We start from the raw sequence: 12,994 nt of genomic DNA, 5'->3' as shown, positions 1-12,994 counted from the left end.
CCGTGGCACGGATATTGCCGCTGCAGCGTGCACTAAAGCATATAATTTTAACGGCTATTTGCGCATTGCTCAATCTATACGCAAAGAAGTTTAGATGTCCAGATGTATTGACGTCCATACTTTCAATGTTTACTCTGGTGCCTGACTTTTCACCTATTAAGCCAGGAAGCCCTCACCATGACGCGTAAACAGGCCACCATCGCAGTGCGTAGCGGATTGAATGATGACGAGCAGTACGGCTGCGTTGTCCCGCCGATTCATCTTTCCAGTACCTATAATTTCACCGGATTTAATGAACCCCGCGCGCATGACTATTCCCGTCGTGGCAACCCTACGCGTGACGTGACCCAGCGTGCCCTGGCAGAGCTGGAAGGGGGGGCGGGTGCGGTATTAACCAATACGGGGATGTCCGCAATCCACCTGGTGACGACGGTGTTCCTGAAGCCAGGCGACCTGCTGGTTGCGCCGCACGACTGCTACGGCGGCAGCTATCGCCTGTTTGACAGCCTGGCAAAACGCGGCTGCTATCGCGTGCTGTTTGTCGATCAAAACGACGAACAGGCGCTGAAGCAGGCGCTGGCAGAGCAACCGAAGCTGGTTCTGGTGGAAAGTCCAAGCAATCCATTGTTGCGCGTTGTCGATATTGCGAAAATTTGTCAGCTCGCAAGGGATGCGGGAGCGATAAGTGTAGTGGATAATACGTTCCTCAGTCCGGCCCTTCAGAACCCGTTAGCACTGGGTGCCGATCTGGTGTTGCATTCATGCACTAAATATCTGAACGGTCATTCTGATGTGGTGGCAGGCGTGGTGATTGCAAAAGATCCCGATGTTGTCACCGAACTGGCATGGTGGGCCAATAACATTGGCGTCACCGCGAGCGCCTTCGACAGCTACCTGCTGTTACGCGGCATTCGCACCCTGTCGCCACGCATGGAAGTGGCGCAGCGCAATGCCCAGGCGATCGTCGATTTCCTGAAAACCCAGCCGCTGGTGAAGAAACTCTATCACCCGTCGCTGCCGGAAAATCAGGGGCATGAGATTGCCGCGCGCCAGCAGAAAGGATTTGGCGCGATGTTGAGTTTTGAACTGGACGGTGACGAGCAAACGCTGCGTCGCTTCCTGAGCGGGCTGTCATTGTTTACGCTGGCGGAATCATTAGGTGGGGTTGAAAGCTTAATCTCCCACGCCGCGACCATGACGCACGCAGGTATGGCACCGGAAGCACGTGCCGCCGCCGGGATCTCTGAGACGCTGCTGCGTATCTCAACCGGCATTGAAGATTCTGAAGATTTAATTGCCGATCTGGAAAATGGCTTCCAGGTCGCAGCCAAGGGGTAATCATGAGTGTGATAGCGCAGGCAGGGGCGAAGGGTCGTCAACTGCACAAGTTTGGTGGTAGTAGTCTTGCTGATGTGAAGTGTTACCTGCGCGTTGCAGGGATCATGACCGAGTATTCACAGCCGGGTGACATGATGGTTGTCTCGGCGGCGGGCAGCACCACCAACCAGTTGATTAGCTGGCTGAAACTGAGCCAGACCGATCGCCTTTCTGCGCATCAGGTACAACAGTCTTTACGCCGTTACCAGAGCGAGCTGATTGCCGGCCTGCTGCCTGCGGACGTGGCGGATGGACTGATCAGCGCCTTTACCCATGACCTTGAGCGTCTGGCTGCCCTGCTGGACAGCGGTATTACCGACGCGGTCTATGCCGAAGTGGTGGGCCACGGTGAAGTGTGGTCCGCACGTCTGATGGCCGCCGTTCTGCAACACCTGGGCGTGGAGGCGGCCTGGCTCGACGCGCGTGATTTCCTGCGTGCCGAACGCGCCGCGCAGCCTCAGGTGGATGAAGGTTTGTCCTACCCGCTGCTGCAACAGCTGCTGGTGCAGCATCCGGGCAAACGCATTGTGGTGACCGGCTTTATCAGCCGCAGCAACGCGGGCGAAACCGTGCTGCTGGGCCGTAACGGCTCGGACTACTCGGCAACGCAAATTGGTGCCCTGGCGGGCGTGTCCCGCGTCACCATCTGGAGCGACGTGGCCGGTGTCTACAGCGCGGACCCGCGTAAGGTGAAAGATGCCTGCCTGCTGCCGCTGCTGCGTCTCGACGAAGCCAGCGAGCTGGCGCGCCTGGCCGCGCCGGTACTGCACGCCCGTACGCTGCAGCCGGTTTCCGGTAGCGATATCGACCTGCAGCTGCGCTGCAGCTATACCCCGGATCAAGGCTCTACCCGTATCGAACGCGTACTGGCCTCCGGTACGGGCGCGCGTATTGTCACCAGCCACGACGACATCTGCCTGATTGAGTTCCAGGTGCCTGCGGGCCAGGACTTCAAGCTGGCACATAAAGATATCGACCTGATCCTCAAACGTGCTCAGGTGCGTCCGCTGGCCGTCGGCGTTCACAACGACCGCCAGCTGCTGCAGTTCTGCTATACCGCAGAAGTGGCGGACAGCGCGCTGAAAATCCTCGATGAAGCGGGCCTGCCGGGCGAGCTTCGCCTGCGTCAGGGTCTGGCGCTGGTGGCGATGGTGGGCGCGGGCGTCACCCGTAACCCGCTGCACTGCCACCGCTTCTGGCAGCAGCTGAAAGGCCAGCCGGTGGAGTTCACCTGGCAGTCGGAAGAGGGAATTAGCCTGGTGGCCGTGCTGCGTAAAAGGCCAACCGAAAGCCTGATTCAGGGTCTGCATACCTCCCTGTTCCGCGCGGAAAAACGCATCGGCCTGGTGCTGTTCGGGAAAGGGAACATCGGTTCCCGCTGGCTGGAACTGTTCGCCCGTGAGCAGGAAACGCTCTCCGCGCGTACCGGATTTGAATTTATTCTCGCGGGCGTGGTGGACAGTCGCCGTAGCCTGTTGAATTACGAAGGGCTGGACGCCAGCCGGGCGCTTGCCTTCTTTAATGATGAAGCCGTTGAGCAGGATGAAGAGTCCCTGTTCCTGTGGATGCGCGCGCACCCTTACGATGACCTGGTCGTGCTGGACGTGACCGCCAGCGAGCAGCTTGCGGATCAGTATCTGGATTTCGCCAGCCACGGCTTCCACGTCATCAGCGCCAACAAGCTGGCGGGGGCGAGCAGCACCGATAAATACCGTCAGATCCACGACGCGTTTGAAAAAACCGGTCGTCACTGGCTGTACAACGCCACCGTTGGCGCGGGGCTGCCGGTTAACCATACCGTGCGCGACCTGATTGAAAGCGGCGACAGCATTCTGGCGCTGAGCGGTATCTTCTCCGGTACGCTCTCCTGGCTGTTCCTGCAGTTCGACGGCACTGTACCCTTCACCGACCTGGTGGATCAGGCATGGCAGCAGGGCTTAACCGAGCCCGATCCGCGCGTGGACCTTGCCGGGAAAGACGTGATGCGTAAGCTGGTGATCCTGGCGCGTGAAGCGGGCTACGACATCGAACCGGGTCAGGTGCGTGTTGAATCGCTGGTGCCTGCGGGCTGTGAGGAAGGGTCTGTGGATCACTTCTTCGAAAACGGCGATGAGCTGAACGAGCAGATGGTACAGCGTCTGGAAGCCGCCAACGAGATGGGCCTGGTGCTGCGCTACGTAGCGCGTTTCGAGGCGAACGGTAAAGCGCGCGTAGGCGTGGAGGCGGTGCGTCCTGAACATCCGCTGGCGGCGCTGCTGCCGTGCGATAACGTCTTCGCTATCGAAAGCCGCTGGTACCGCGATAACCCGCTGGTGATCCGCGGTCCGGGCGCGGGGCGCGATGTCACCGCCGGGGCGATCCAGTCCGACATTAACCGTCTGGCTAAGCTACTGTAACCTCTGTATTTCCCTCTCCCTGTGGGAGAGGGTTAGGGTGAGGGCATCAGACCGCACTCACCCCCCATCATGAATTCCCTTCATCTTCCCTGAACAAACCTCACCGTTATTGTTGATTATTTATGTTGACGTCACTCCGCTTTTCCGTCATTTTTACATCTGGACGTCTAAACGTATAGAAGTTCACAACACCACAGACAACGACACGCGATAGATAGAGGTAAGGTATGAGCTTTTTTCACGCCAACCAGCGGGAAGCCCTGAATCAGAGCCTGGCCGAAGTAAACGGCCAGATTAACGTCTCTTTTGAATTTTTCCCGCCGCGCACCAGTGAAATGGAGCAAACCCTGTGGAGCTCTATCGATCGCCTGAGCAGCCTGAAACCGAAGTTTGTTTCCGTGACTTATGGTGCTAACTCCGGCGAGCGTGACCGTACGCACAGCATCATTAAAGGCATCAAAGATCGTACCGGTCTGGAAGCGGCACCGCACCTTACCTGTATCGACGCCACCCCCGACGAGCTGCGGGCTATCGCCCAGGATTACTGGAATAACGGCATTCGTCATATCGTTGCCCTGCGCGGTGACCTGCCGCCGGGGAGCGGCAAGCCGGACATGTATGCCGCCGATCTGGTTGCGCTGCTGAAAGACGTGGCTGACTTTGATATCTCCGTTGCTGCTTATCCTGAAGTGCATCCGGAAGCGAAAAGCGCCCAGGCGGACCTGCTCAACCTGAAACGCAAAGTCGACGCTGGCGCGAACCGCGCGATAACGCAATTTTTCTTCGATGTTGAAAGCTACCTGCGCTTCCGTGACCGCTGCGTTTCTGCGGGTATCGACGTCGAAATTATCCCGGGTATTCTGCCGGTCTCTAACTTCAAACAGGCGAAGAAATTTGCCGATATGACCAATGTGCGCATTCCGCTTTGGATGTCTAAAATGTACGAGGGGCTGGACGATGACCCGGAAACACGCAAGCTGGTGGGCGCAAATATCGCGATGGACATGGTGAAGATCTTGAGTCGTGAAGGGGTGAAGGATTTCCACTTCTACACGCTGAACCGTGCAGAGATGAGTTACGCCATATGCCACACGCTCGGCGTTAGACCAGGCGTGTAACAAAAAGGAGCCCTCTTCGGAGGGTTTTTTGATTTATAAGGGTTTTATTTTCCTGCCATAACAGCGATGCTGCCTTTGACGTACAAAACTCATGTATTTTCCATGGGAAATTAAACGGATTTAACTATCGAATCTGTGGGTTATCTCAACTATACCTTATCAACAAGGGCGTATATCGTAACGGTAACACTGTAAAAGGGAGCAAAGCGATGAGCACGTCAGACGAGACCAATAAAGCGGCATCAGTCGGCAAATGCCCGTTCCATCAGGGCGGCGTCGATCACAGCGCGGGCGCAGGTACAGGCAGCCGCGACTGGTGGCCAAAACAACTCCGCATCGATCTTCTTAACCAACATTCCAATCGTTCGAACCCACTGGGTGAAGACTTCGACTACCGCAAAGAATTTAGCAAGCTTGATTACTCCGCCCTTAAAGGCGATCTCAAAACACTTTTAACCGACTCTCAACCGTGGTGGCCTGCCGACTGGGGCAGCTATGCGGGCCTGTTTATCCGTATGGCCTGGCACGGGGCAGGTACCTATCGCTCCGTTGACGGGCGCGGCGGTGCCGGACGCGGTCAACAACGCTTTGCACCGCTGAACTCCTGGCCTGATAACGTGAGCCTGGATAAGGCGCGCCGCCTGCTGTGGCCTATCAAACAAAAATACGGACAAAAAATTTCCTGGGCTGACCTGTTTATCCTCGCGGGGAACGTGGCGCTGGAGAACTCTGGCTTCCGCACCTTTGGTTTTGGCGCCGGGCGTGAAGACGTCTGGGAGCCGGATCTGGACGTGAACTGGGGCGATGAAAAGGCCTGGCTGACCCACCGTGACCCGGAAGCGCTGGCGAAGCGTCCTCTCGCCGCCACCGAAATGGGCCTGATTTACGTCAACCCGGAAGGGCCAAACGCCAGCGGTGAACCCCTGTCTGCTGCGGCGGCCATTCGCGCGACCTTCGGCAACATGGGCATGAACGACGAAGAGACCGTTGCGCTGATCGCGGGCGGCCACACTCTCGGCAAAACCCACGGCGCGGGTGAAGCCACGCATGTGGGCACCGACCCGGAAGCCTCGCCGATTGAAGCGCAGGGCCTGGGCTGGGCGAGCACGCACGGTACGGGGATTGGCGCAGATGCCATTACCTCCGGTCTGGAAGTTATCTGGTCGCAAACCCCGACCCAGTGGAGCAACTACTTCTTCGAGAACCTGTTCAAATACGAATGGGTGCAGACCCGCAGCCCGGCAGGTGCGATTCAGTTTGAAGCCGTGGATGCACCGGAAATCATGCCCGATCCGTTTGACCCGTCGAAAAAACGTAAACCTACCATGCTGGTCACCGACCTGACGCTGCGTTTTGACCCGGAATTCGAGAAAATTTCCCGCCGCTTCCTGAACGATCCGCAGGCCTTCAACGAAGCCTTCGCGCGTGCCTGGTTCAAGCTGACCCACCGCGATATGGGGCCAAAAGCGCGTTACATCGGCCCGGAAGTGCCGAAAGAAGATCTGATTTGGCAGGATCCGCTGCCTCAGGCGGTGTTCAATCCTTCGAAAGAAGACATTGAAGGCCTGAAAGCGGAAATTGTGGCTTCCGGTCTGTCCGTGAGCGAACTGGTTTCGGTTGCCTGGGCGTCAGCTTCAACCTTCCGCGGTGGCGATAAGCGCGGCGGTGCCAACGGCGCGCGTCTGGCACTGGCACCTCAGCGCGATTGGGATGTGAACGCCGCGGCGGTTCGTGCGTTACCGGCTCTGGAAGCTATCCAGCGCACCACCAACAAAGCCTCCCTGGCCGATATCATCGTGCTGGCGGGCGTGGTAGGCGTAGAGCAAGCCGCGAAAGCTGCTGGCGTGTACGTCACCGTACCGTTCACGCCGGGCCGCGTGGATGCGCGTCAGGATCAGACGGATATCGAGATGTTTAACCTGCTCGAACCCGTTGCCGACGGCTTCCGCAACTACCGTGCGCAGGTGGATGTGTCCACCACCGAGTCACTGCTGATCGACAAAGCCCAGCAGCTGACGCTGACCGCGCCAGAGCTGACGGTGCTGATCGGTGGCCTGCGCGTTCTGGGTGCCAACTTCGATGGCAGCAAGAATGGCGTATTCACCAACCGTGAAGGCGTGCTGAGCAACGATTTCTTCGTGAACCTGCTGGATATGAACACCCAGTGGAAAGCGACCGATGAATCAAACGAACTGTTTGCCGGTAGCGACCGCACCAGCGGCGAAGTGAAATACACCGCTACCCGTGCCGACCTTGTCTTCGGTTCCAACGCTGTCCTGCGCGCGCTGGCTGAGGTTTACGCCAGCAGCGATGCCAGCGAGAAGTTCGTTCGTGACTTCGTAGCGGCATGGGCGAAGGTGATGGATCTGGATCGGTTTGACCTGCAGTAACCCTTGTGCCGGGTGGCGCTAACGCTTACCCGGCCTACGGGCAAAAAAATCCCCGCTGATGCGGGGATTTTTATTCACGCTATTTACTCCCACTCCTGCAGGAAACGCTGCCCATACTGGTCGGCAACCAGCAGCGCCGCGTAAACCTGATCCGGTGACACGCCGCCCGGCATGTTGTGAATGGTTTCACCTTCTGCGCAAGATGCTTCCGCAATCAGACGCATTTTCGCCGGAATATCTTCTTTGATATTCAACTGCGCCAACGTGATCGGCAGCCCCACGCTGTGACAAAGTGCCGCGACGGTTTCGATCTCCTCTACCGGCGCGTTTTCCAGCACCAGCTGAGTCAGCGTGCCAAACGCCACTTTTTCGCCGTGGTAGAAGTGATGCGCATCCGGTACCGCCGTCATACCGTTATGAATAGCGTGTGCCGCTGCCAGACCACCGCTTTCAAAACCTACGCCGCTGAGATAGGTGTTGGCTTCGATAATGCGTTCAAGAGCAGGCGTCACCACGTGCTGTTCCGCTGCCAGCATCGCCTTCTCACCCTCTTCAACCAGCGTGTTGTAGCACAGCTCGGCCAGCGCTAACGCCGCCTGTGTGCACTTTCCGCCCGCCATAGTGGTTGCCCCGCTGCGCGAGCAGGCGCGTGCTTCAAACCAGGTTGCCAGTGCATCGCCAATCCCGGCGGCCAGCAGCCGCGCCGGTGCACCCGCCACCACTTTGGTGTCGATAATGACCATGTTCGGGTTGTGCGGCAGCATCAGGTAGCGGTCGAACTCACCGCTGTCGGTATAAATCACGGAAAGGGCGCTGCACGGCGCATCGGTGGATGCGATGGTTGGCGCAATGGCGACCGGCACGTCCATAAAGTGGGCAAGCGCTTTGGCGGTATCCAGCGTTTTACCGCCGCCAATGCCCAGCACCGCCATGCAGTCGGCGCTGTCGGCCAGCTTTTTCAGGCGATCGATTTCATTTTGTGAACATTCGCCACCAAATGGCGCAATTTCGGCATGCAGTTCGGCTTTTTTAAAACTCTGGCGCAGGGTTTCTTCGGCAAAACCCAGCACAAATTTATCGCCAACAACCAGCCAACGCTGTGCCAGCGGTTTCAGATAGTCGCCGAGACGGGTAAGCACATCAGCACCCTGGATGTATTTCCCAGGTGATTGAATGATACGGTCCATAACAGTTCTCCCTTAGAGGTTGAGGTTACCAAACGCGTTTTTCCAGTCATGCTCGAACTTCTCTATGGCTGACTCTACCGCCGGGGTGCCGAGCATTTGTTGCGCTACATCTAAAGGAAGCGTGATTGCTTCACATCCGGCGAGAAGGCAGTCCAGCGCCTGGCGCGGCGTTTTGAAGCTGGCGGCGAGCACCCTGCTTTCCGGCGCGTGCAGTTCCAGCAGGGATTGCAGCTCCTGGACCATGCGAATGCCGTCACCACCCTGAGCATCAACGCGGTTTACATAGGGAGCGACATATTTCGCTCCCGCCAGCGCGGCGAGCAAACCCTGTGCGGCGCTATAAACGGCAGTACCCAGCGTGGTAATGCCCTCTTTTCTCAGCGCTTTGATCGCGGTAAGCCCCTCCGCCGTGACCGGGATCTTCACCACGATGTCCGGGATGGCATTACTCAGGCGTTTAGCTTCCGCCACCATGCCTTCTGCGTCGCGACTCATGGTTTGGGCAAACAGCGTGCCTTCTGGGCCAATAGCTTTTTGCAGGCGCGGGAGCACCTCCCAGATGGATTCGCGGCTGGCAGCAATGATGCTCGGATTTGTGGTGACGCCCGCTATGGGAAAAATGTGCGCCAGACGTTCTACTTCCGCCACGTTGGCGGTATCCAGGTACAGTTCCATTATTTTTCCTTAAGTCAGAAAGGTTGAATAAAGGATATGGGGCACCCAGGCACGGCGAATACAGGTCAATTTTGCTAAATACTGGACAAATGTAATGTCCTTAGCGAAGTGAGAGAGCGATCACAATGCTACTTTTTGGTGATGAGCTGGCTGTGATACTGGCGTCGATATTCGGAAGGGGAACGTTCGGTGTGTTTGCGAAAGAGACGGCAAAAGTAGTTGCTGTCCGTAAACCCACAGCTGGCGGCGATATCTTTGATTTTAAATTCGTAGCCTTTAAGAAGCTGACGCGCGTGCTCGAGGCGTGTTTGCGTAAGATATTCGTTGAACCCCACGCTGCCTGTTTTTTGAAAAAGATGAGAAAGGTAGTTCGGTGAAATATAAAACGCCTGCGCCACCGATTCACGGGTCAGTGCAGAGGCGTGATGTTCTTCGATGTAGTGACGAATCGCTTCAAATAATGCACGGCTGCGGCTGGCGGTATGGATATCGCTGCCCAGCAGATCGCGACAGTGGCTGAGCAAACTTAATACCACCAGTCTGGCCGTTTCCCGATCGTCTGGCTGCATTTGCAATTCAGCGAGCGTCTGCAAAAGGAATGCGCCCACTCGCGGCCCGCGTCTGGCAACCTGTTGCTGTTGCAAAAGCGTGTTGTCGCGCTCGAGCTGAAGAGTCAGTTGTTGCTTGCCGAAGCTGATGTTGAGCGAAAAGGCGGGTTGAAGCGGAATATTACCGGATGAAAAAAATAACGCTTCGCAGGCTGTATCAAAGCTAAGTACGAGGCAAGGTGACGTTCGGGGGAGCGGTATAGCCGAAGGGGGGAAATGCACCTGACGCAGCGGCAAGGTGCCGTTGATCAGGTCATTCAGGATGTGGGGGATATCGTGGTGCATGGTGTGGATACCAGGGTATTGCCCGGCGGCGCTGGCGCTTGCCGGGCCTACGAAAAGCATATTGTAGACCGGGTAAGCGTAAGCTCCACCCGGCAAAACCGATTAACCAGTGTTACGCATACCTGCCGCAACGCCTGCAATTGTCACCATTAACGCCTGTTCGACGCGTGGATCCGGCTCTTTACCTTCCTCTTCTGCCAGACGCGAACGGTGCAGCAGTTCTGCCTGTAGGACGTTCAGCGGGTCGGTGTAGATATTACGCAGCTGGATAGATTCGGCAATCCACGGCAGGTCTTCCATCAGGTGTGAGTCGTTGGCGATATCCAGCACCACTTTGATGTCGCCTTCCAGCAGTTCGCGCAGCTCTTTACCCAGCGTCCACAGCTCAGGTTTCACCAGACGCTGATCGTAGTATTCCGCCAGCCACAGGTCAGCTTTTGAGAAGACCATCTCAAGCATGCCCAGGCGGGTAGAGAAGAACGGCCAGTCGCGGCACATGGTTTCCAGTTCATTTTGCTTACCGTCTTCCACCACTTTCTGCAGTGCGGCACCGGCACCCAGCCAGGCGGGCAGCATTAGACGGTTTTGCGTCCAGGCGAAGATCCACGGAATTGCACGCAGAGACTCGACGCCACCGGTTGGGCGACGTTTGGCCGGACGCGAGCCCAGCGGCAGTTTACCCAGCTCCTGCTCAGGGGTTGCCGAGCGGAAGTAAGGCACGAAATCTTTGTTTTCACGCACGTAGCCGCGGTACAGATCGCAGGAGATATCTGACAGCTCGTCCATGATGTGGCACCAGGACTCTTTCGGCTCCGGCGGCGGCAGCAGGTTCGCTTCCAGAATGGCGCTGGTGTAGAGCGACAGGCTGCTGATCGTCACTTCCGGCAGACCGTATTTAAAGCGGATCATCTCGCCCTGCTCGGTAACGCGCAGGCCGCCTTTCAGGCTTCCCGGTGGTTGTGACAGCAGTGCCGCGTGAGCAGGCGCGCCGCCACGGCCGATTGAGCCACCGCGTCCGTGGAACAGGGTCAGTTCTATACCCGCTTTCTCGCAGGTTTTGATCAGCGCGTCCTGCGCCTGATACTGCGCCCAGGATGCCGCCATCACGCCCGCGTCTTTGGCGGAGTCGGAATAGCCGATCATCACCATCTGCTTGCCCTGAATAAAGCCGCGATACCAGTCGATGTTCAGCAACTGCGTCATCACGTCGTTGGCGTTGTTCAGGTCATCAAGGGTTTCAAAGAGTGGCGCGACCGGCAGAGCGTAGTCGATACCGGCTTCTTTCAGCAGGAGGTGAACGCCCAGCACGTCGGACGGGGTTTTCGCCATGGAGATCACATAGGCGGCCACCGATCCTTTCGGCGCATCCACGATCGCCTTACAGGTATTGAGCACTTCGCGAGTGTCGTTGCTTGGTTCCCAGTTGCGCGGCAGGAGAGGGCGCTTGGAATTCAGTTCGCGGATCAGGAAGGCCTGCTTGTCGGCTTCGGACCAGCTTTCATAATCGCCGATGCCGAGGTAGCGGGTCAGTTCACCCAGCGCTTCAGTATGACGGGTACTTTCCTGACGTACATCGATACGCACCAGCGGCACGCCGAAACACTTCACGCGGCGCAGGGTGTCGAGCAGTTCGCCGTTGGCGATGATGCCCATGCCACAGGCCTGAAGCGACTGGTAACAGGCGTATAGCGGCTCCCAGAGCTGCTCGTTCTGGCTGAGCAGACCTTCGGGTTTCGGCAGGCGCTGACCTTTGAGGCGTGCCTCCAGCCAGGCCTGAGTCGCCATCAGCTGACCACGCAGTTTCTTCATCAGGAAACGGTACGGCTCGCTGGCACCTTCTTCTCCGGCCAGCGCGCGCAGTTCCGGCGTTGCTTCAACCATCGACAGCTCGGAGATCAGTACCTGAATATCTTTCAGGAACAGATCGGTCGCTTTCCAGCGGCTCAGCAGCAGGACGTGACGGGTGATTTCCGCGGTCACGTTCGGGTTACCGTCGCGGTCGCCGCCCATCCAGGAGGTGAAGCGCACCGGAACAAAATCAACCGGCAGGCGGTAGCCCAGGTTCTCTTCTAGCTGTTCGTTCAGCTCGCGCAGGTAGTTTGGTATCCCTTCCCACAGGCTATTTTCCACCACCGCAAAGCCCCATTTTGCCTCGTCGACCGGGCTTGGACGATGTTTACGAATTTCATCGGTATGCCAGGACTGGGCAATCAGCTGGCGCAGGCGTCGCATCAGCTGGTTGCGCTCGTAGTCGGCAATGTCTTTGTTATCCAACTGCTTCAGACAGTTGTTCACTTCCACCATTTTGTGGATCAGCGTACGACGAGTGATCTCGGTTGGGTGAGCGGTCAGCACCAGCTCCAGCGAAAGAGATTCCACCGCTTTTTTGATGGTGGCTTCGTTGAGATTGGGCTGGTCTTTGAGTTTACGAAGCGTACGGGCAATGACTTCCGGGTTGCTGGCAGCTTCGCCATTTGGCGAAATGCTGTGGTATTGCTCAGCGGTGTTGGCCAGATTCAGGAACTGGCTGAATGCGCGTGCAACGGGCAGCAGCTCATCATTTGACAGGTTCTGCAAGGTGGTGAGCAGCTCCTGACGATTGGCTTCGTTACCGGCACGGGAAGATTTAGACAGCTTGCGGATGGTTTCAACGCGGTCGAGGATGTTTTCCCCCAACGCATCTTTGATGGTATCTCCAAGCACTTTGCCGAGCATACTGACATTACTACGCAACGCGGAATATTGTTCGTTCATAAAAACCCAGTCACCCCATCATTTTTGTTTATGCCCAATCGAAAATCTTTTGGACATTATTTTGTCATCTCCCTTTATAAAGCCACGTAAAACCCCCGTCGTCAATTGCTGCGAAAACGGTTCAGCAAACGAATAAATGTGGGCAATTTACGAAATTTAATTCGCTTTGCGTCAGATAAGAGATGCTTATGGGAATGTGACGGA

The 12,994-nt window shown here is 57.1% G+C and carries 8 protein-coding genes; 4 read left to right on the top strand and 4 right to left on the bottom strand.

Going from position 1 to position 12,994, the window contains the following annotated elements:
* Nucleotides 1–177 precede the first annotated feature (177 nt).
* From metB to katG, 4 genes are all read left to right on the top strand, one after another.
* Nucleotides 178–1,338, top strand: coding sequence for a cystathionine gamma-synthase (gene metB, locus ACOQH0_RS22510; protein WP_089599282.1), 1,161 nt, complete (start codon nucleotides 178–180; stop codon nucleotides 1,336–1,338).
* A 2-nt stretch (nucleotides 1,339–1,340) separates the two neighbouring features.
* Nucleotides 1,341–3,773: a bifunctional aspartate kinase/homoserine dehydrogenase II gene (locus ACOQH0_RS22505; RefSeq protein WP_421511236.1), complete on the top strand. Its 2,433-nt coding sequence runs from the start codon at nucleotides 1,341–1,343 to the stop codon at nucleotides 3,771–3,773.
* A 227-nt stretch (nucleotides 3,774–4,000) separates the two neighbouring features.
* Nucleotides 4,001–4,891: a methylenetetrahydrofolate reductase gene (gene metF, locus ACOQH0_RS22500; protein WP_420985030.1), complete on the top strand. Its 891-nt coding sequence runs from the start codon at nucleotides 4,001–4,003 to the stop codon at nucleotides 4,889–4,891.
* Between the two features lie 209 nt (nucleotides 4,892–5,100).
* Entirely contained in the window at nucleotides 5,101–7,281 is a 2,181-nt protein-coding gene (katG, locus tag ACOQH0_RS22495; protein WP_256460391.1) for a catalase/peroxidase HPI, read from the top strand.
* An 83-nt stretch (nucleotides 7,282–7,364) separates the two neighbouring features.
* Here the strand turns inward: katG and gldA are convergent, their stop codons facing one another.
* The 4 genes from gldA to ppc all read right to left on the bottom strand — a co-directional run bounded on the left by gldA (nucleotide 7,365) and on the right by ppc (nucleotide 12,790).
* Complete coding sequence (gldA, locus tag ACOQH0_RS22490; RefSeq protein ID WP_420985029.1) at nucleotides 7,365–8,468, bottom strand: bifunctional L-1,2-propanediol dehydrogenase/glycerol dehydrogenase; 1,104 nt, start codon at nucleotides 8,466–8,468, stop codon at nucleotides 7,365–7,367.
* Between the two features lie 12 nt (nucleotides 8,469–8,480).
* A complete protein-coding gene (fsa, locus tag ACOQH0_RS22485; protein ID WP_420985028.1) occupies nucleotides 8,481–9,143 on the bottom strand; it encodes a fructose-6-phosphate aldolase in 663 nt (220 codons plus the stop codon).
* A 128-nt stretch (nucleotides 9,144–9,271) separates the two neighbouring features.
* Nucleotides 9,272–10,036: a helix-turn-helix transcriptional regulator gene (locus ACOQH0_RS22480; protein WP_421512389.1), complete on the bottom strand. Its 765-nt coding sequence runs from the start codon at nucleotides 10,034–10,036 to the stop codon at nucleotides 9,272–9,274.
* A gap of 102 nt (nucleotides 10,037–10,138) precedes the next feature.
* Complete coding sequence (gene ppc / locus ACOQH0_RS22475; RefSeq protein ID WP_182402136.1) at nucleotides 10,139–12,790, bottom strand: phosphoenolpyruvate carboxylase; 2,652 nt, start codon at nucleotides 12,788–12,790, stop codon at nucleotides 10,139–10,141.
* Between the last annotated feature and the right edge of the window lie 204 nt (nucleotides 12,791–12,994).

Source organism: Enterobacter sp. JS8-1, assembly GCF_049187015.1.
GTDB lineage: Bacteria > Pseudomonadota > Gammaproteobacteria > Enterobacterales > Enterobacteriaceae > Enterobacter > Enterobacter mori.
This window is presented reverse-complemented; position numbering and strand designations above follow the sequence as displayed.

Excerpts from the sequence above, each read along its gene's own strand:
- katG (WP_256460391.1), top strand. The coding sequence starts at position 5,101 with ATGAGCACGTCAGACGAGACCAATAAAGCGGCATCAGTCGGCAAATGC.
- metF (WP_420985030.1), top strand. The coding sequence starts at position 4,001 with ATGAGCTTTTTTCACGCCAACCAGCGGGAAGCCCTGAATCAGAGCCTG.
- fsa (WP_420985028.1), bottom strand. The coding sequence starts at position 9,143 with ATGGAACTGTACCTGGATACCGCCAACGTGGCGGAAGTAGAACGTCTG.
- ACOQH0_RS22505 (WP_421511236.1), top strand. The coding sequence starts at position 1,341 with ATGAGTGTGATAGCGCAGGCAGGGGCGAAGGGTCGTCAACTGCACAAG.
- ACOQH0_RS22480 (WP_421512389.1), bottom strand. The coding sequence starts at position 10,036 with ATGCACCACGATATCCCCCACATCCTGAATGACCTGATCAACGGCACC.
- ppc (WP_182402136.1), bottom strand. The coding sequence starts at position 12,790 with ATGAACGAACAATATTCCGCGTTGCGTAGTAATGTCAGTATGCTCGGC.
- gldA (WP_420985029.1), bottom strand. The coding sequence starts at position 8,468 with ATGGACCGTATCATTCAATCACCTGGGAAATACATCCAGGGTGCTGAT.
- metB (WP_089599282.1), top strand. The coding sequence starts at position 178 with ATGACGCGTAAACAGGCCACCATCGCAGTGCGTAGCGGATTGAATGAT.